Raw genomic sequence first — 18621 nt, 5'->3', positions numbered from 1 at the left:
ATATGACTGATAGTTTTTTAAATCGCCTAAGTTTTAACAAGAGAGTTTTATTCTTCGTTGCAGGTCTTGCAATGTTTATCCTCTCTATTTATCTAACAAACCACTACTACCAAGTTAAATTCCCTGTAGGTTTTGGTTCGGCCTCTGCATGTAATATTAATTCATTCTTAACATGTGATGCTGCGACTCTTTCACCTCTATCAAATATTGCTGGTGTTCCTATTTCAATTTTTGGAATTGTTATGGGTGCCATGATAATGCTTTTTTATATGGTTGATAGTAAAAGAGCTGAAGGAAGTTTATTTCTTCTACTTCTCCTAAACGGTATTGGATGTCTTATCCTATTTATCTATTCTTTAGTAATGCTGGGAACTCTATGTCCATTCTGTACACTTTACTATGTCGCTTCTTGGCTTGGTCTGGCCATGATGTTTCAGTACAAAGCAGATCGTGATTTTGATGCGAAATTCTTTGTAACTGCTGCTATCTCTATGGTTATTAGTGGTTCTGTAGCCTATGGTTTTACAAATTCAAAAGTTGAAAACTCGACTGCAAGAAATGCACAAATCGTTGCTATGTTTAAGAATCTAAATAACTTAGGAACTCCAGAAAAAGCTTCACCTTACCGTCTCGCTTCTTCTTCGGAGGATTTTAAAGATGCACCAATTCAAATGTCAGTCTTCTCAGACTTTCAGTGTCCAGCGTGTAATGCACTTAACCTAGTTCTTCCAACAATTGAAAAGAAGTACGAAGGTAAAATCAATATTCAATACTACTTCTATCCACTTGATCACAACTGTAATGCTGGAATGAGCGGACCTCTTCACCAGCTAGCTTGTGAAGCTGCTTACCTTGCAAGCTGTGTAGGACCTCAGAAATTTAAATCAGTGCATGATGCAATTTTTGAGAACCAATCAAGCCTAACTGCTGAATGGATTAGCAACAAAGGAAAAGAGTTTGGAGTAACTGAGTGTATGGCAAAGCCTGAAACAAAGCAGGCCGTTGTGGATATGATCGCTCAGGCCAATTCTTTTAATGTACAATCAACACCAACTCAGCTAATTAATGGTGTAAAGATTGAAGGTGTAAGGCCATTAAGTGACTATACTGCAATTATGGATCACCTTCTAAAAGAACATAAAGCTAAGAACTAATGAGTAAAAAAAAAGAAAGAATTATTCCTAAATATGCAGTGGGTCCGATCGAGACCCACTGTCATCTCGACTACCTCAAAGGCCAAGAATTAATTGATACTCTAGAAAAATGCCAAGAATATGGTGTTAATAAAGTTGTGACAATTGCGGTCTCTCCTGACAATCTTAAAAAAGTCAGAGAGCTCACGGCCAATGAAATCGTCTATGGTACTCAAGGGATACACCCTCATGAGGCCAAGCATATTACACAAGAAACTTATCAAGAAATTGAAGAAAGTTTAACTAACCCTAAGATTGTTGCTGTTGGAGAGATTGGACTTGATTACTACTATGAGTTTTCAGATCCTACGATTCAAAAAGAGGCCTTTGAAAAACAATTACAAATTGCATGTGATAATGATCTACCAGTTGTTATTCATACTCGTGAAGCGGATGAAGACACAAAGGCCATCTTGAAGAACTTCTCAACAACGCTTAAAAGAAAGGGCGTCATCCACTCTTTCACTTCGGGAATCGAGCTTGCAGAGTTTTGTTTAAGCGAAGGGTTTCACATCGGATTTAACGGAATTGTGACTTTTAAGAATGCTGGAAATGTTCGCGATGTCCTAGATATCGTTCCTATTGAGCAGATGCTTCTTGAAACAGACTCTCCGTATCTGACTCCAGTACCTTTTAGAGGACGTGAGAACGCCCCATTCTATCTTCCTTGTGTTGCAGACTTCATTGCAACTCATAAAGAAATAGATGCTCAAAAATTAATCGACGTTGCCAATAGCAACGCCGAAAATCTATTCTTTAAATTAAAATAATCCTTCAGTTGATAGATAGCGCTCACCTGTGTCGTAGCAAAAAGTTAGCACAGTTGAGCCCTCTGGCATCTCACTGATTTTCTTATCAACCGCCGCTAAAGACGCTCCACTTGAAATCCCCAAAAGAATTCCTTCTAAGCGTGCTGCACTTCTAGCAAATTCAAAAGCTTCATCTTTTGTTATTGTGACCACTTCATCCAATAGCTCACGATTAAGAACACTAGGAACAAAACCTGCACCTATTCCTTGAATTGGGTGAGGTCCTGGATCACCACCCGATAGAACTGGTGAATCACTTGGTTCCACCGCAATAACTTTTAAAGCACTAAACTTCTCTTTTAAAACCTCTGAAACACCAGTGATATGTCCACCTGTTCCAACTCCAGTTATAAGATAATCAATCTTTCCATCGATATCCTCTAAGATTTCCTTTGCTGTTGTATCTCGGTGTACATCAACATTTGAAGGGTTATCAAATTGCATTGGCATCCACGAGTTAGACTCTTGCTCACAAATCTCCTGGGCCTTCTCTATTGCTCCCTTCATTCCCTTCTCTTTGGGAGTAAGAACAAGCTCAGCTCCAAATAGGGCCATCAAACGCCTTCTCTCTAAGCTCATACTCTCTGGCATTGTGATGATAAGTCGATAACCAAGAACTGCACAGGCCATGGCCAGCCCTACTCCAGTATTCCCAGATGTTGGTTCAACGATAACTGTTCCTTCTTTGACTAAGCCTTTCTTTTGGGCATCTTCAATCATTCGTTTTGCAATACGATCCTTAATTGAGCCGCCAGGGTTAGCACGTTCAAGCTTTGCATAGATTGTAATATTTTTCTTATTGGCCTCGGGAAAGAGACGATTGATTTTTACGAGAGGTGTATTTCCAACGGTATCCAAAATATTATTAAATTTCATAGGTAAGCTCCTCGGTACTAAATTGTCGATCCTTCACATCTAAGTGAACTTCGCTTTTATGATAAACAATTGATTTTTTCTTCACACTTTGTGTTAGCCAAACATTCCCACCAATCGTTGAGCCTTCACCTATTACCGTCTTTCCTCCAAGAATTGTTGCATGTGCATAGATCACGCAATCATCTTCAATTGTAGGATGGCGTTTCGTATTCTCTAATTCCTTACTGACGGATAAAGCTCCGAGGGTTACCCCTTGATAAATCTTTACACGATTTCCGATGATTGCGGTTTCCCCAATAACAACGCCTGTTCCGTGATCAATAAAGAATGACTCCCCAATTTTAGCTCCAGGATGAATATCGATTCCTGTTTTATTATGGGCGTATTCTGCAATCATGCGAGGAAAGATTGTTAAAGATTTTCCATAAAAGAAGTGGGCCAATCGATAAGAGGTAATGGCAAAGAGTCCGGGATAGCATAGAACAACTTCACAGATATTTTTTGCTGCTGGATCTCCTTCTAAGAGCGCTGTCGCATCAACTTCAATCTTCTTTGCAAGTGTTAATAATTCTAGACTGTAGCTTTCAATAAGCTTTGCCCTAGCATCTGTATCGAGCTTTAAGTGATTTAAAATTTGATCTGCACTAATAAGATGACGATTGAAATACAACTCAAAGTCTTCATAATTAAGAAATTGCATTCTGACAGAACCTGGTAAAATTATATTGAGGGCCTCTTCAACAAAATCCTCAATCATCTCAGGCTTTATTTCTGTGTCATGACAAACTTTCTTCTTATGCTCGTAAAGCTTCTTTATCGTTTCCATCGCGCAATTATAACACGCAGTTAAGGAGACTTAATTCACATATTTCTTTATAAATGGTTAATAAAATAAGACTAGATTGTAAGTCATTGATTTGTATGACTATCGGTAGCTTCGAAGAATTTCATCTGAGTATTTATCAGCACAACTTAAGAGGTCTTTTTCGTTTTTAATGCCAAAGCACTCTTGAGCAATTTTAATATTTCGCCCACAGTGGAAGTCAGTAAACTCATCAGAGATTCCTGTAACCTTCTTAAGCCAACAGGCAGAGTGATAGGCCAAAGAATATAAAGTCGCGTATTTTCCTTCAGCACAAAAACCAAAGGAAGCAGAAACAACGGCCGCAATCTTTTTTTCTCCATTAACATCAACAAAAACCGGTCCACCACTATCGATATAGCAAGTATCAGTTTGCTTATTTCTCATATCGATTTCATTAAAGAATGCTTCGAAGATCGGGATATCGGCCACCCTCTTTTGCCCATAAATAATATTGGCATGAGCTGAGTCCATTGGCATAAAGCCGATTTCGCCTGTGTAGCCAAATCCAACAGCTGTTGTCACTGCACCAGGAATAATCTTGGCCAGCACTTCTCTTGGGTCAGTAAGAAGAGAATAAAACTTTTTAACTTTCAAAGGCATATCAACAGTCACAACAGCAAGATCAACTGTTTTCAAACTTGCCAGATCGGCCAGCGGCCCATTTGGGTATTTAAATTTTAAGCTCGGGTGTAATTCTATTCCTGTGACGCTATATTGGGCATCAAGATTCTCTCTCGTTGAGGCAGTCATAGACTTACCTTCACCTAGGTAGACGCGAATTGATTTGAAGTTCTTATTCTCAAGACAATGAGCTGCCGTAAGGATATGCATTGGAGTAAGGGCAACCCCTGTACAAAATGGGCGCCCAAGCCTAACGAGGGCCACGACGCTCTGATATTCACCTTTGCTCACAGCTTCACCCCCAACAATTGCAAAGCAAGAGCTAGAGAAAACAACGCAAAGGATCATTACATATTTTAGCATGACACTTCATAGCATAATCAGTTGATAAAGACTAGAAAGGATTACGAGTTATTTTGCTGATTCATCTCATAGAAGGCGCGATAGAGGCCCGCAAGTTGTTGCTTTCTCTTGGCCAAGTAATTCTGATCCAAAACTTGGGTAATTTCTTGAAAAATTTCGCGATGCACATCTGCTGCTTCATCTATTTTGGTATGGCCTTCTGGCCTTAAAATATTGATCACATCTGTCGTCTTAAAATCACGAGCAACATTAGGCCCATCATTGAAAATAAAAGAGCGATCCAGCATAAAATTGAGGTTCTTTTTTACGTTCTTTGGAATGATGTCATTATCAAAGCCTACCGAGTCGAGAGTCACTAGAAGATTCACCTCTCGAAAACCGGCCTCTGCACTATTGAGTCGATTGGCCAAGTTCACAACTGCATCGCCCCCAAGAGAGTGGCCAACTAAGATAATTGGTTGATCCTTAGGTCGCCTAAGAACTTCCTCAAAAACCTTATCTTCCTCATTCCAGCTGACAAACTCTCCATCGCTAAAAGACTTAGCGATATCTTCAAGTCCACCTTTTGAGCTAAGAGTGGAAAGATGAAGTCCTTCTAAAAAGAATATTGCAGGCTTATTAATTGGTAGTAATTCCTTTACCGGCTCAACCTTTTTAACCTCACTACTCTCTTCTGGTACATTAACAGCTGACTTAGCAATTGTTGTCACAGCATCCACGGCCAACTTCTTTCCGGCCTGAGCAATAGCAAGAGCATCAGTTGATATTGATGCCTTGGCAGCAGCTTCGGCAACCTTAGCAGTTTTCTCCACAACTTTCGTTGCATTCTTAGCAAGCTTTTCAGGCACAGAGGCCTCACTCTTGATTCCACTTTCATAATCCGCTTTGGATTTGTAGTGAATGATATTTGATGGCATTTTTGAACTTGTCTGCATTAGTAAAATTATAGCTTGTTCAGCTATTTTTTGGGCAGTGAGCAAAATCGTCGCATCCTCTTAGAAATATGTGCTTTAGGTAGGCAATCTCTCTCTATTGTGGCATATTACAGGGGAATTTTTTTTTAATAATTAAGCACAGGAGTCAGGTATGTCTGGAAAGATCCGCGTTGGTATTAATGGTATGGGCCGTATTGGTCGTACAGTTCTTAGAGAAATCTTTAACCGCAATATTGAAAACTTAGAAGTTGTTGCAGTTAACTCACCAGGAGATATCAATGACTATGTTCACCTAATCAAGTACGATTCAGTATTTGGACGTTTCAACGGTGAGGTAAGTGTAGATGAATCACACAAAATGCATGTTAACGGAAAAGAAATTTCTTTTCACAAGTATAGAGACCCAAGTGAAATTCCTTGGACACAAGATAAAGTTGATATCGTAATTGATGCAACAGGTGTTTTTAAAGATCAAAAATCTCTAATGAAGCACGTAACTGGAACAGTTAAAAAAGTTATCCTTTGTTGTCCAGGTAAAGACGTTGATAACACAATCGTTATGGGGATCAATGAGAATACTTACGATGCTGAAAAACACACAGTTATTTCAAATGCATCTTGTACAACAAACTGTCTTTCACCAGTTGCTAAAGTTCTTCACGATAAATTTGGAATTACAAATGGTCACATGACAACTGTTCACTCTTATACAGGTGATCAAAATATCCTAGATGCTTCACACTCTGACCTTCGTCGTGCTCGTGCAGCAGCTGTTTCAATGATCCCAACAACAACTGGTGCAGCAAAAGCTGTTGGTCTAGTTATTCCTGAACTAAAAGGAAAGCTTGATGGTTTCGCAATTCGCGTTCCTACACCAAACGTTTCACTAGTTGACCTTACTGTTAACCTAGAAACAGAAGTAACAGAAGAAGAAGTAAATGCAGCTCTAAAAGAAGCAAGTGAAACTTCAATGAAAGGTATTCTTGGTTTTGAAGATGAGCCACTAGTTTCTGTTGATTACATGGGTATGAGAGAGTCTTCATGTGTAGACGCTCCACTGACAAAAGTAATTGATAAGAAGAGTGTAAAAGTTGTTACTTGGTATGATAACGAAGCAGGTTTCTCTAATAGAGTAATTGATCTTGCAGGCTTCATCGGTAGCCAACTTTAATACTTAAAAAGTAAATTAGGAAAAACTATGGCATTACAATTTATTGACAGCATTGATGAATCACAAATCAAAGACAAGAAAGTTCTTGTTCGTTTTGACTTCAATGTACCTCTAGATAAAGAAACTAAAGAGATTACTGATACAACAAGAATTGATAATGCTCTTGAAACAATCAAGCTAATCCTAGACAAAGGCGCATCTAAGCTAATTATGATGTCTCACCTTGGTCGCCCAAAGGGACAAGTTAATCCAGACTTCTCACTTGAGCCGGTTGCAACTTATCTTGCAGACAAGCTAGGAGAAGAAGTTACGCTAACTGAATCATGTCTTGATCGTGGTATTAAAACTCTACTTACACTTAACTCAAATAAGATCATCCTTCTTGAAAACCTTCGTTTTCACAAAGAAGAAACAGAAAATGATCGCGAGTTTGCTCGTAAACTTTCTGAATATGCAGATATCTATGTAAACGATGCATTCGGTGCTGCTCACAGAAAACACGCTTCAACTTATGAAATCAATGCATTCTTTAAGAACCATGCTTATGCTGGCCTTCTTATGAAAAAAGAAATTGCGGCCCTTTCAAAAATCACAGAAAGACCAGAGACTCCATTTGTTGCGGTAGTTGGTGGTGCAAAAGTAAGTGACAAGATCAAGATCATTGAAAGATTACTTTCAAGTGTATCAAGTCTTTTAATCGGTGGTGCTATGGCCTACCCTTTCCTAAAAGCAAAAGGAAATGAAGTTGGAACTTCTCTTTGCTCTGATGAAGACGTAAGTCTAGCAAAGAAAATTTTCTCTCAAAGTACTGCACATAAAATTGTTCTTCCAATTGACCACATCGTTTCAAGTGAGTTTGGTGGTAAGCCAGAAGCAGTTGATAAAGTAGGTATCCCAGATGGAAAAATGGGACTAGATATTGGTGAACAAACAATTGCAAAGTACAGCTCTCTTCTTCGTGAAGCAAAGACAATTCTTTGGAATGGGCCAATGGGAATCTTTGAAAATGAAGATTATGCCAAAGGTACTTTTGCAATCGCTGAAGCTTTAAGTGAGTCAGATGCCTACACTCTTGTTGGTGGCGGAGACTCAGTAAGTGCTGTAAACAAATCAGGACTTGCAAGCAAGATGAGTCACGTTTCAACTGGTGGTGGTGCATCTCTTGAGTTTATCGAGAAAGGTAGTCTTCCAGGAATTAGTGCTCTAAAATTTGGTGTTGAATAAAACTTAAATAATTAAAAGGGATGTAAATATGACTGAGAGAACGAAGTATATCGTAGGAAACTGGAAGATGAATCAGAACACAGAAGACGTTATCGCCTTCTTTGATACTATCGACAGCTCTAAACTTCGTCACGAAGCATGGATTGCTCCACAAGCGATCCACATCCCTATTTGTCTTCAAAATACTGACGACTTTAAAATCGGTGCCCAAAACTGTGCAACTGAAAATAGCGGAGCCTTTACTGGAGAAACCTCTCCTGCTTCACTAAAAGACATCGGTGCCCACTTCGTGATCATCGGTCACTCTGAGCGTCGTTCAATCTACAATGAAGACGATGCAACCCTAAATACAAAAACAAAGATTGCCCTTTCAAATGATTTAACAGTTATCTTCTGCATCGGTGAAACTCTTGAACAAAGAGAAGCTGGAAAGGTCGAAGAAGTTCTTTCAGAGCAACTTCGTCTTGGTCTTGCTGGTATTAACAGTGATAAAGTCATCATTGCCTATGAGCCAGTATGGGCCATTGGAACTGGTGTGACAGCAACTCCTGAGCAAGCGCAAGAAACTCATGCCTTCATTAGAAAATTCATCAATGAAAGCTTAGAAATCGATGGTGAGAAAACTTCGATTCTCTATGGTGGATCTGTTAAGCCTTCAAATGTAGAAGACCTCCTATCATGCCAAGACATTGACGGAGGCCTTGTTGGTGGTGCTGCCCTACAAGCGGACAGCTACATGGGTCTTCACGCTTAATTAATAAACGTGAACTTTCATTTCTTCAGTATCGTTACAACTTAATTCCTTGTAAGTCTGAACATCATCAATTGATGGCAAACTTCCCCTTGGTAAGTATAGATTCTTAGTAACTCCTAAGACCGTTCCGTCGGGCTTAGCAAAGACACGCCAGTCTGTTCCCCAATCTGTTTCAAAATCGAACTCACCTAAATATTTTCTTTCTTCACCAAAATATATAAGACTATCAACATTGATCTTCATATCACGACGAGCAAACTCCGGATGATATGGTAAGTAGAATTGAAACTCTTGGCGATCCCCTGCTTTAGCAGCTGGAAGAATCTTCAGAATTCCTTGTGAGTTAGTAATTGCAACTTCCATCGAGTCTTGAGTAAGTGTACGTACACCTTTTACAAGGTAGCCATTTTCTTTTGCGCAATGAAAGTAGTTATTAACTTTTAAAAGATCTTCTCTTCCATAAAAGTCATGACGGAAGATAAGTGATTTTTTCTTCAAGAAGAATAATCTCTTCTTTGTATAACCAAGTTGTCCAACTGATGCTTTCAGAGATTTCTTAAGTCCTTTACGTGCATCAATTTTCTTTGTGAATGAATGAGTTATTAAGTTTGGATTATAACGATAGTGTCCTTCGCGTGAAATCTCATTAAGGATTCCTTCAGCATCACATCCAACAAGCCCAAGGTAGCGAATATTTGGATGCACAGACTTAAAAAGATCCTTAACATCCTTTCCGTTAATACTTAGAACTGCACCCATATTATTTGAGCCAGTTGTATTCTGACTTGTTCCGGCCGCATGGGATGCCCAGAACACAGCAATATTATTTGGGTTGTGAAGCTGGCGACGTAGCTCATGAAAGTCCACACTATGTTTTACAACAATATTGTATCCAGACTTATCAAAGTGCTTCTTGAAGATTTTTTCAAGTTTTGGATCAATCTTCCAGCCCTTAGGCTTGTACCAGATACGTGGTGTTTCAAGAGATGTTAGTAATACGACATTTGGTTTTACATCTTGTGCATAAGTAAAATGCGCAGAAACAAACGTCAGGACTGAGAGTGACAAAATAATTAAAGCTTTCATGCCTGAGAAATTAGCATAAAAAAATGAACACTAAGGCCTAATTAAAGTTAAATTCAAATGTTAAAATTTACCAACAATTAAGCTTACTATTTGATATCAACTCTTAATGAAACTGGACAGTGGTCAGAAATAAAGCGTTGATACCAAGAGAGGTTTTCCAATCTCTTTGTATTACGGCTACTTCCACTACAAGCACGCCAAATTTCAACATACTTCGTTTCAGTATTATCAGAGACGTAGAAGTGGTCAAAAACATTTCCAGAGCCACCATTACGATAAGTATAATCGTAGTCACTAGTTCTTCTTGTCACTTCAATCGATTTAAAGGCATCACCTAGAACAACTAGGTCTGACTCTTTGTCTTCATAACGAGAATTTCGATAAGTATTTAAATCCCCAGCAATAACAACAGGAAGATTACTTTGGCGATACTCGAGAACTCTTTTATTTAAATTATTAACCTGCTCAAGGCGCGCATCAATAGAGCTAGGGCCGGCCTTAAGGTGAAGGCCTACTAAGTGAATTAATGGCTTCTTTGAATAACGATCAATGACTTGTCCATAAAGGGCCGGCCTTAAGTAAGGACGGTTTTCCATAAGTGGATAAGCATAGTCGTCATCACCTTTTTCAGGAACGATTTCAAGAGACTTCTTTAAACATATCATTAGGTGTTGGTGATTGAATTGCTCATGACGGTAGGAAACACAATGATGACCAAGGCCGTCCATTAGTTGCCCCAATCGATCCGTGTCGATAACTTCTTGGAAGAGAAAAATATCAGTATTGATATACTTCGTACTTAGAAACTCTGTAATAAAAGGATCACGATACTCGTCAGTTCTTTGTCCCGAGATTTCTCCTCCCAGTCCATACCAACGTAAGTTAAATGTTGTAATTTTTAAACTACTCGCAAAGCTATTTCCAGAAATTGAAAATACCGTTGCAGCACAGGCCAGCCATGGCCAAAGTCTCTTAAGTCTTCCCATATGAAAATGGTAAAGAAGCGATTGCCGAAGGTCAAAAGAATAATCCATTTAAGTTGCTGATATCACTTTCTGACCACTTTTTTTATTGAAATAATTTCTTACAACCTTCTCATTTTGCATTGCGTGGGATACACAATGCTCAAATCTGAAGGGAGACTGAATGAAAAAACTGCTATTTACGACACTAATTGCAAGTAATATCTTCGCTGGAGCAAGCTTTTGGGCGCTCTTCTCACCTCACCAAGGCGAGGAAGCATTTAATCAGATATACTCTGCAATCGATGGTTCAAAAGAAAAAGTTTGGCTAACTGTTTACAGCTGGTCGGATTCAAAAGTTGCAAAAAGTCTAGAGGTCGCATGTCTATCAGGAGTTGACGTAAAAGTAGTCCTCCACCCTAACCTAAGAAATAATTCTCGAGTTAATGATTACGCAACAGCAATTGAAGATGCTGGTTGTGGTGTAAAGTTTGCTTATAAAAAAATGCATGAGAAGTTTTCTATTGTCGATGATAAGTGGGCATTCAATTCAAGTGCTAACCTCTCAGGTGGTGCAAAGTCTCGCTACTCTGAGAACTTTATTTTCAACAATGACTCTTCACAAGAAGGTCGCCTAACAATTAATACCCTCAACCGTGAGTTCAAGTTTCTATGGAACTCGGGGAAAGATATCTACACTTCAGAAGTACAAGAAGAAAACCTAGCATCTCTTGATCTTGAAAGTTTAAAGAATGATCCAAACGAAGAAGAAAATCCTTCCTTTGTTTCAAGTTCAATGAACTTTAAATACACAAACCTAAAACCATCATCTAAGAGCTACCTTTCGGGACGTTATATAAAAATGACTGCTCGTAAAGTAAGTGGACAAAAGACATGGCTCGTTCGCGATGCCATGATTAAGCTAATCAATGAATCGCAAAAGAACATTCTCGTTAATGTTAATCACCTTGTTATCAAAGAAGTTGCTGATGCACTTTTAGATGCAGTTAAAAGAGGTGTTGATGTTAAGATTGTAGCTGATAATCAAGAGTATAAAACTAGTACAAAATCAAAAGAGATGACTCCTTACTTTGTTTATAATTGGAAGAAGCTTCCTGGAAATAAAAACAAGGTCGCACCAGTAAGAATTAAGTACTATTCTCACGCACCATCTCCACGCCACTGGGCCTTGAATCACCACAAGTACATGATCTTTGATTATGATGAGAATGACTTCTCAAAGACGAAATTAATGAGTGGTTCATATAATATTTCAGAAACAGCAGAGCTGACTCAGTTTGATAATATGTTCACTTACAAAGGTGAAACTTTCGCTCAACTCTTTAAAGACTTTAAAGGTGAATTTGATAACCTTTGGTTCTTAAATAGAGACGAGGATGATAGGCCAACTCAGGAAGCTTGGGATCGTGTTGCAAAACCTTATAATGGAAATATCTATCTTCACACAAAGATGCCTGTTTCTCTTACTTGGCCAGAAATCTACAAAGTAAGAAAGGCCGTCGCAAAAGCTGCGCCTCAATTCTTTAGAAATGCTTACAAGAAGCGCGACTGTTACCTTTTCAATCTTGAAAAGCAGATCTTCACAGGTTGTCCAAACTAAATAAACGATCAATTTCAATATATATAACTCATCAGGTCATAGACAGTACTTGTCATGGCCTCGATGTGTTGATATAAATTGTTGTTAATTTATCTATTTATATTGAAAGGAAATAAATTATGGTTACTGGTTTAATGATTTTTCACGGTGTTGTTTCAGTACTTCTAATCATCGTAGTTCTTCTACAATTTGGTAAAGGTGCGGAAGCAGGTCTTCTAGGTGGTGCTTCAGAAGCCGTATTCACAGGTAGCCAACAAGGTAATATCCTAAGTAAAATCACTGTAGTACTTACAGTTCTTTTCCTAGGTAACTGTATTCTTCTAGCGAAGATTCAAACAGGTAAAGAGTCTAAGTCTCTTCTTGATAGTGCAGCACCAATTGCAGCTCCACTTAACTCTGATACAACAGCTCCAGCACAAGCTCCAGCTGAAGAAACAAAATCAGAAGCAGCTCCAGCAGCAAAGTAATCAAACACAAAATTACATAATAAAAAAGCTCCCATCGGGAGCTTTTTTTATTTCTTCTTTATTAATTTTATAATTGATTGTATCCCCATTTCTTGTGCGTACTGAGCTACGCTCTTGCCACTAGCATCTGGAATATTTGGATCGGCCTTCATTCCTAATAAGGCACGAACATTATCAAAACGCTTATTCTTGATCGCAATATGAAGAGGTGTATCCCCTCTCTTATTCTTCTCATTTACGTCAGCGCCTTTTTTGGCAATATAGTAACGAATTGATTCTGGTGTTGATTTCTTTGCCATAGCAAAGAGCGAAGCAGGTCTTCTCTTCTTGTGAACGAGGCTTACCTCTGGAACAGAAGCAATTCCACGTGACTTTCTCTTTTTGGCAGCTTCAGCGGCCTTGGCCTCCGCAACTAGTTGAGCTTCATTTTTAAACTTATCTTCAACAAAACTTACTTCATAGTCACTAATGACAAATGAGCTATTTTCAATTTCATTGAGGTTTACATCCTCAAGTTGCCAATCTTTTTCAGTTTGAACAACTCTCTTTGGAGCATCACCTTTAAGATCGAGCTTCTCTTCCGAGATCCCATAAAGGTCTGCAAGGTAACGATACTCTGCTTCTTCACTTTCAGTTAAAAGCATTTCATTACTTTCAACTTTATTTAAAGGAAGAAGTCCCCCATGTTTTTCAAAAGAACCACATGAAGCTAGAACAACTAAAAATGTTAAAAATCTTAACTGACTCATCAACTCACTTATCGCCAAGAAGTTAAGATTTCTTTAGTCATTCTATGTTTACTTTAAAATTCAGGTATTTAGAAATAAATAGGGCCCGCAAAAGCAGGCCCTAATCATATATAGAAATTTAAATTAATCTCTAGAATGGGATATCATCAGCTGTGAATGAAGCGTTTGATGAAATATCATAACCTTGGTTCATATCATCTTGCTGAGGTGGCTCTTGGTTGAATGAGTTGTTATTTGACTGACCCATTGAAGCACCTTGACCTGCAGATGGAGCTGCTCCACCTAAGAATTGTACAGTTCTTGCATTGATTTCTGTTGTGTATCTCTTGTTACCATCTTTGTCTTCCCAAGATCTTGTTTGAAGTTGACCTTCTAAGTAAGCTTGACGACCTTTTGCTAGGTATTGACCACATAATTCAGCAAGTTTTCCCCAAACAACAACTCTGTGCCATTCAGTTCTTTCTTGTTTTTGTCCGTTTTTATCTGTCCAAGACTCACCTGTTGCAAGTGAGAAGTTACATACTGCCATCCCAGATGGTGTGTACTTAAGTTCTGGATCTTGTCCTAAACGTCCTACTAAAATAACCTTGTTTACACTCATTTGTTCCTCCAATCTTCTTCGCGTATAACTGAAACAATACTTTAGAATTCAACTATAACCGCAAGGTTGAGTATTACCTTAATACTTTACTACAATAATACGACTTTCTCCTATCGAGAAGTCATAAATAGCCTTGCAAAGACAAAAAAAAGAACAACTCGCGTCAAGAGCTTGAAATGATAAAAGTGGGAATTTGGAGATTCTAATTTTTTTTAATTCATGTCTGCAAAAGCTTGCTCAACATTCTCTGGAGCAATTTGAGCATGGCCACCTCTGGTCTGCCAAAACTCTTTTACTTTCGACTTAGCGATACGAACATCTTTTTTATACCAAGCTGCATCAAAGCCACAATGAGGACATGGAATTTCTTTTTTAAAATTCAGTCTTAGTGCTGCTTCAAAACCGGCCCAGTATAGAAAGAATGAGAAGATTCCTGCAAAGCTCACAAATGGATAAAGCATACCCGTTGTGGCAACAGTTAGCATAAACACTTGAAGGTAGTTCTTAGCATTCATATGTGGGTTTGTGATAACTGCCCTTTGAGTGCGACAAAGAGGACAGAAGAATTCAATATGCGCTTTCTTAAATTTGTAAGTACGCGTCTCTAATGGATTAAATGAATTCAATGTCTTCAATTATCGCCCTCCTAAGCATCGACAAAGTTAACAAACTTCGACTCCTTAATTTTACCAACTTAACTCCCCTGTTATAAGCAGGTAAAAAAGGTACCAGGCCCTGTTCTTATTCATCCTTGAGTCGAACAAGACCATAAGCCTGGTAGAGATAAGCACTCGTAAAAACAAGTACTTAAAGATGACCGATGCGGCCATGGTTAAGGTGGTTAGCCTTGCCTGCACAAACGTTCTACTCCAGGGATCAGGCACCATATCCTTGGTACCCATTACTATTACAAGTTCAATGCCAAAAATAACTCAGTGCAACTAACTAAAAATAGAAAGTGTTCATATGAATTGACGCATAAATGCCACTTTCGGTAGCATTAAGTTACCGGAAAAATAAGGCATTATGACACAAGCACATCATTCACATTCAAAAGAACTAGTTAAAAATAAAAAAGGCCAAATCAGTATCTTCTTTGGAGTTACACTTGTGGCCATCTTCTCATTTATCGCATTTGTGGTGAATGTAGGACTCTTTGTAAAGGCCAAGATTAATTTGCAGAATGCAGTTGATTCGGCCGCTTGGTCAGGAGCAGCTTCTCAGGCCAGACAGCTAACAAATATCGCTCACCTAAATTGGGAAATGCGAAATACTTATAAAGAGTGGATGTTTAAGTACTACGTTCTTGGTCAACTTGCCAATGAGAACACTCACGCTAACACAACTGATACAATGAATTTCGCCTTAAAGAGATTTGATGAAACAGGATCTGACTTTAGTAGTGGTGTTAAGGGCGACCATTATAACGTTCCTTCTGTATGCCTTCACTTTGGTACAGGTAATAATGAAAACCTTTGTACAATCTATCAAATCCCTGGTCTTCCACGTTTTCACGTTGCGGGTATTCCAGATGTAAGTGAAGAGTTTGAAAGAACAATGGATGCATTTGTTAACTTGAAGGCTAAGAACTGCATGGTTCGTTCGACTTACAACTTCTCTGCCGCAAAGAACTACGCCTTTGCTGCAGGTGTTTCACAAAACGATGTACCAATTGCAGCTGCAGACCGCACTGGTGCTTGGATTGAATCGATGGAGCTTGCTCTTCGAATTAGAAATCTTGAGATGATTGTTAATCGCCCACCTGTTACTCAAGGTATCTGTGGTGGTGGCGCGGCCTCAGGTTGTATAAATCCACAACAACTAAGTATGGAAAATCAGTCGACAGGTATTCCAATTAACGACCGACCACTTAAGGCCTATTTCGCAGCATCTAAGTCTGTTGGTGGTGGAATTTTTAATGAAAGCTTTGGTTCTTCACTACAGAACTCATTAGTTCTTTATGAGCTAGCACCAAAAACTTTTACACCTTCACCACAATCTCTTTCAAGCTTTCTTATCCCACAGGATGCCAGTTATAACGGTGGGGAGCTTGTTGCTTCTTCAAAGCGCTACCTTGATCTTGTACCAATGATCATGAACTTCACAACGTTCTTTACAACTTTTGCACCAACGACTGAAGGTATTTCAACAATTGCCGTTCCGGACTCAAGTGGAACAGCTGCTGAAGCCTCATGTGCCTCGACAAAAACGGCCCTTCCTGTACCTGGTTATATTCTAGGTTTCTATAAGAACCCAAAGGTTGTGACTTACTATGCAGTAAAGGCAAAAGTTAAATACACAGGACTTTTAAATCCATTTGGACAAGTTATTGATATGGCCGCATACGCAGCGGCAAAGCCATTTGGGGGGCGTATTGGACCTGCTATTGTTTCTCCAACAGTAGGAAAAGACTACGCTGAATCAAGCTCAAACTCTGCTCGAATCGCTAATGCTTCTGGTTCAAGAAGTGCGAACTTTATTATGGGATTTACGACAACTGGTGATCCGAGAACAACTAATGACCCTACTGATGGTGTAAAGGTTCAAGGACTTCCTCTTCCAGCAACGTCAGATTTCTTCCTTGATGCAACAGATACGACAGCAGCAATTGGTGGAATTCCTTCAAACGTCGATGTTAAGTTTACAATTCCGAATATGATCTACAATTTAAACTCACAAACGACTTCTGAATCAGATCTCCCAACGCTTGCTTACAACCCAAATCCAAGTAATATCACAGGTGAAAATGCCGGATTATTTACAACGAAGCAATTTGTTGACCTGAGGGCCAATATTCCAAACTATACAGTTAATCAGGCCGGTGTAACGGCCCAAAATCTCCTGGAGGCGTTTCAGAATGTTCGTGCTCCAACCAATTACGATGCCATTAACTACATGGTTCCTACAGTTGATAGTTTAGAGACAGATACAACATCTGATCACTTTCCTTCTGTTCGCTATATTGATCCATCGGCCAAAACAATTGGTTACTTTGCTCCACTCTTTCACGGAACCCTTCTTTACAAAGACCGTGAAGCACTAACTGGAGTTCTAACTGACTACATCGATACTTTAAGTGACGCTGTTATTGTCTTTCGCAAGGCCCTTAGCTTTTATGCAACAAAGGTAAGAAATACTAGTGCACAGGATCCAACGGCCTATATTGACGCATCAAAGGCTATTTTTGATCCAGATGTTGACGGAGATCCAACCACAACAACAGTTGCCCTACCAATTCCGCAGTGCCAAAAGCAAAGTATCGCTTCTCGCTTTACATACTTCATTCTTGGAAAAGATGAGGAAGCAAAACCAGACAATTGTGAAACGATCCCACTACTAGGGGCCGTAAAGACCTTTATCAATAACAAGGCCCAACAAACTCAATCTAACCTCTACTATATTACGACGTATCGTCAAAATAATGAGGCCAACCCACCTTCGCCTTCTCTAAATAATAACTCACTTAGGACAGCATATGCTCCAGGTAAGGATTATGGCGGTGAAAATAATGGCCGTTCGGTGAACCCATTTACAAACAAGGGTAAGAACCATCGTCGAAATGCCTATTCAACAAAGCTTATTAGCCTTGTCTCAATAACAGATACTGCATCTGGTTATGCAAAGAATGAATCAAATTACATGGAGTTTCAGGCAGGTTTTTCACCTGAGGGTGAAACCCCACGAAGCCCAGAAGATGTTAAGGCCACAGGAGATGTTATTTCAAACCCTCTTCCAAAAACAGAGCTGTCTGAATTTGGCCCTGATTTATACTTCTAATCAATTTACCTAAATTTACCGATTCCCCTTTAGAATGGCCTGTAATGGGCCATTATAAACAAAAAAGAGCTTGCGAAATTTTAACGATCTTTTATATACTAGGGACGTATTTATAACTTTTTCGCGAGGTATATATGGCAAAGAAAAAAGTAGCCAAGAAGACTGCCAAAAAAACTGCAAAGAAAGCAACTAAGAAAGTTGCTAAGAAAGCGGCAAAGAAAGTAACAAAGAAAAAAACTGCAAAGAAAGTAGCTAAAAAAGTGGCAAAGAAAACTGCAAAGAAAGCAACAAAGAAAGTTGCAAAAAAAGCAGCCAAGAAAGCAACAAAGAAAGTTGCAAAAAAAGCAGCAAAGAAAGCGACTAAGAAAGTAGCTAAAAAAGCAGCAAAGAAAGCGGCAAAGAAAGCGACTAAGAAAGTAGCGAAAAAAGCAGCAAAGAAAGCGACTAAGAAAGTAGCTAAAAAAGCGGCAAAGAAAGCGACTAAGAAAGTAGCTAAAAAAGCAGCAAAGAAAGCGACTAAGAAAGTAGCTAAAAAAGCGGCAAAGAA

General features: G+C 39.0%; 18 protein-coding genes. 9 read left to right on the top strand and 9 right to left on the bottom strand.

What is annotated here, in order from left to right; translation table 11 throughout:
- Window positions 1-2 precede the first annotated feature (2 nt).
- On the top strand, window positions 3-1154 hold the full coding sequence (locus ABMA72_RS12145) for a thioredoxin domain-containing protein (RefSeq protein WP_393057269.1): 1152 nt from the start codon (window positions 3-5) through the stop codon (window positions 1152-1154).
- Window positions 1154-1963 (top strand): TatD family hydrolase, encoded by an 810-nt coding sequence (locus ABMA72_RS12140; RefSeq protein WP_392858582.1) that lies wholly within the window; start codon window positions 1154-1156, stop codon window positions 1961-1963. The genes ABMA72_RS12145 and ABMA72_RS12140 overlap by 1 nt, the downstream gene beginning before the upstream one ends.
- Here ABMA72_RS12140 and cysK read toward each other — a convergent pair.
- The 4 genes from cysK to ABMA72_RS12120 form a co-directional block, all read right to left on the bottom strand.
- Complete coding sequence (cysK, locus tag ABMA72_RS12135) at window positions 1955-2878, bottom strand: cysteine synthase A (RefSeq protein ID WP_392858580.1); 924 nt, start codon at window positions 2876-2878, stop codon at window positions 1955-1957. The two genes, ABMA72_RS12140 and cysK, sit on opposite strands and share 9 nt — an antisense overlap.
- Window positions 2868-3704 (bottom strand): serine O-acetyltransferase EpsC, encoded by an 837-nt coding sequence (epsC, locus tag ABMA72_RS12130; RefSeq protein ID WP_393057267.1) that lies wholly within the window; start codon window positions 3702-3704, stop codon window positions 2868-2870. The genes cysK and epsC overlap by 11 nt, the downstream gene beginning before the upstream one ends.
- Window positions 3705-3803: 99 nt before the next feature.
- Complete coding sequence (locus tag ABMA72_RS12125) at window positions 3804-4727, bottom strand: S1 family peptidase (RefSeq protein WP_393057265.1); 924 nt, start codon at window positions 4725-4727, stop codon at window positions 3804-3806.
- 41 nt (window positions 4728-4768) lie between these two features.
- Window positions 4769-5662, bottom strand: a complete 894-nt coding sequence (locus ABMA72_RS12120; RefSeq protein WP_392858576.1) for a hypothetical protein — start codon at window positions 5660-5662, stop codon at window positions 4769-4771.
- A 151-nt stretch (window positions 5663-5813) separates the two neighbouring features.
- Between ABMA72_RS12120 and gap the strand changes: the two genes are divergently transcribed.
- From gap to tpiA, 3 genes are read left to right on the top strand one after another with little or no spacing between them, the layout of a single operon-like run.
- Window positions 5814-6833, top strand: a complete 1020-nt coding sequence (gene gap, locus ABMA72_RS12115; protein ID WP_393057263.1) for a type I glyceraldehyde-3-phosphate dehydrogenase — start codon at window positions 5814-5816, stop codon at window positions 6831-6833.
- A 27-nt stretch (window positions 6834-6860) separates the two neighbouring features.
- On the top strand, window positions 6861-8057 hold the full coding sequence (locus ABMA72_RS12110) for a phosphoglycerate kinase (RefSeq protein WP_392858574.1): 1197 nt from the start codon (window positions 6861-6863) through the stop codon (window positions 8055-8057).
- Between the two features lie 28 nt (window positions 8058-8085).
- On the top strand, window positions 8086-8811 hold the full coding sequence (tpiA, locus tag ABMA72_RS12105) for a triose-phosphate isomerase (RefSeq protein WP_392858572.1): 726 nt from the start codon (window positions 8086-8088) through the stop codon (window positions 8809-8811).
- Here tpiA and ABMA72_RS12100 read toward each other — a convergent pair whose 3' ends face one another.
- Window positions 8812-9897: a hypothetical protein gene (locus tag ABMA72_RS12100; RefSeq protein WP_392858570.1), complete on the bottom strand. Its 1086-nt coding sequence runs from the start codon at window positions 9895-9897 to the stop codon at window positions 8812-8814.
- 86 nt (window positions 9898-9983) lie between these two features.
- Complete coding sequence (locus tag ABMA72_RS12095) at window positions 9984-10883, bottom strand: endonuclease/exonuclease/phosphatase family protein (protein WP_392858569.1); 900 nt, start codon at window positions 10881-10883, stop codon at window positions 9984-9986.
- Between the two features lie 160 nt (window positions 10884-11043).
- Here ABMA72_RS12095 and ABMA72_RS12090 point away from each other — a divergent pair, with 160 nt between their 5' ends.
- Complete coding sequence (locus ABMA72_RS12090; RefSeq protein WP_392858568.1) at window positions 11044-12480, top strand: phosphatidylserine/phosphatidylglycerophosphate/cardiolipin synthase family protein; 1437 nt, start codon at window positions 11044-11046, stop codon at window positions 12478-12480.
- A 119-nt stretch (window positions 12481-12599) separates the two neighbouring features.
- Window positions 12600-12947 (top strand): preprotein translocase subunit SecG, encoded by a 348-nt coding sequence (secG, locus tag ABMA72_RS12085; protein ID WP_392858565.1) that lies wholly within the window; start codon window positions 12600-12602, stop codon window positions 12945-12947.
- A 47-nt stretch (window positions 12948-12994) separates the two neighbouring features.
- Here secG and ABMA72_RS12080 read toward each other — a convergent pair whose 3' ends face one another.
- From ABMA72_RS12080 to ABMA72_RS12070, 3 genes are all read right to left on the bottom strand, one after another.
- Window positions 12995-13696: an ankyrin repeat domain-containing protein gene (locus ABMA72_RS12080; RefSeq protein WP_393057261.1), complete on the bottom strand. Its 702-nt coding sequence runs from the start codon at window positions 13694-13696 to the stop codon at window positions 12995-12997.
- A gap of 130 nt (window positions 13697-13826) precedes the next feature.
- The gene (locus tag ABMA72_RS12075; RefSeq protein WP_021268448.1) at window positions 13827-14297 is read right to left on the bottom strand and encodes a single-stranded DNA-binding protein; all 471 of its coding nucleotides are present in this window, start codon (window positions 14295-14297) and stop codon (window positions 13827-13829) included.
- Between the two features lie 212 nt (window positions 14298-14509).
- Complete coding sequence (locus ABMA72_RS12070) at window positions 14510-14932, bottom strand: hypothetical protein (protein ID WP_392858560.1); 423 nt, start codon at window positions 14930-14932, stop codon at window positions 14510-14512.
- A 391-nt stretch (window positions 14933-15323) separates the two neighbouring features.
- On the opposite strand from ABMA72_RS12070, the gene ABMA72_RS12065 reads away from it, so the two are divergent.
- Both ABMA72_RS12065 and ABMA72_RS12060 read left to right on the top strand, forming a co-directional pair.
- Window positions 15324-18074 (top strand): Tad domain-containing protein, encoded by a 2751-nt coding sequence (locus ABMA72_RS12065; RefSeq protein WP_392858558.1) that lies wholly within the window; start codon window positions 15324-15326, stop codon window positions 18072-18074.
- A 134-nt stretch (window positions 18075-18208) separates the two neighbouring features.
- Window positions 18209-18621 (top strand): hypothetical protein (locus ABMA72_RS12060; RefSeq protein ID WP_393057259.1); only part of this gene is annotated, 413 nt, incomplete at its 3' end.

Source organism: Halobacteriovorax sp. CON-3 (assembly GCF_043196995.1).
Lineage (GTDB): Bacteria > Bdellovibrionota > Bacteriovoracia > Bacteriovoracales > Bacteriovoracaceae > Halobacteriovorax_A.
Note: the sequence above shows the minus strand (reverse complement) of the source record. Positions and strands in the feature narration are given on the sequence as shown.

Bases quoted from the DNA above. Each gene is read 5' to 3' on its own strand.
- secG (WP_392858565.1), top strand. From the start codon at position 12,600: ATGGTTACTGGTTTAATGATTTTTCACGGTGTTGTTTCAGTACTTCTA.
- ABMA72_RS12065 (WP_392858558.1), top strand. From the start codon at position 15,324: ATGACACAAGCACATCATTCACATTCAAAAGAACTAGTTAAAAATAAA.
- gap (WP_393057263.1), top strand. From the start codon at position 5,814: ATGTCTGGAAAGATCCGCGTTGGTATTAATGGTATGGGCCGTATTGGT.
- ABMA72_RS12080 (WP_393057261.1), bottom strand. From the start codon at position 13,696: ATGAGTCAGTTAAGATTTTTAACATTTTTAGTTGTTCTAGCTTCATGT.
- ABMA72_RS12090 (WP_392858568.1), top strand. From the start codon at position 11,044: ATGAAAAAACTGCTATTTACGACACTAATTGCAAGTAATATCTTCGCT.
- ABMA72_RS12120 (WP_392858576.1), bottom strand. From the start codon at position 5,662: ATGCAGACAAGTTCAAAAATGCCATCAAATATCATTCACTACAAATCC.
- ABMA72_RS12125 (WP_393057265.1), bottom strand. From the start codon at position 4,727: ATGCTAAAATATGTAATGATCCTTTGCGTTGTTTTCTCTAGCTCTTGC.
- ABMA72_RS12145 (WP_393057269.1), top strand. From the start codon at position 3: ATGACTGATAGTTTTTTAAATCGCCTAAGTTTTAACAAGAGAGTTTTA.
- ABMA72_RS12140 (WP_392858582.1), top strand. From the start codon at position 1,154: ATGAGTAAAAAAAAAGAAAGAATTATTCCTAAATATGCAGTGGGTCCG.
- ABMA72_RS12100 (WP_392858570.1), bottom strand. From the start codon at position 9,897: ATGAAAGCTTTAATTATTTTGTCACTCTCAGTCCTGACGTTTGTTTCT.
- ABMA72_RS12075 (WP_021268448.1), bottom strand. From the start codon at position 14,297: ATGAGTGTAAACAAGGTTATTTTAGTAGGACGTTTAGGACAAGATCCA.
- ABMA72_RS12095 (WP_392858569.1), bottom strand. From the start codon at position 10,883: ATGGGAAGACTTAAGAGACTTTGGCCATGGCTGGCCTGTGCTGCAACG.
- cysK (WP_392858580.1), bottom strand. From the start codon at position 2,878: ATGAAATTTAATAATATTTTGGATACCGTTGGAAATACACCTCTCGTA.
- ABMA72_RS12110 (WP_392858574.1), top strand. From the start codon at position 6,861: ATGGCATTACAATTTATTGACAGCATTGATGAATCACAAATCAAAGAC.
- tpiA (WP_392858572.1), top strand. From the start codon at position 8,086: ATGACTGAGAGAACGAAGTATATCGTAGGAAACTGGAAGATGAATCAG.
- epsC (WP_393057267.1), bottom strand. From the start codon at position 3,704: ATGGAAACGATAAAGAAGCTTTACGAGCATAAGAAGAAAGTTTGTCAT.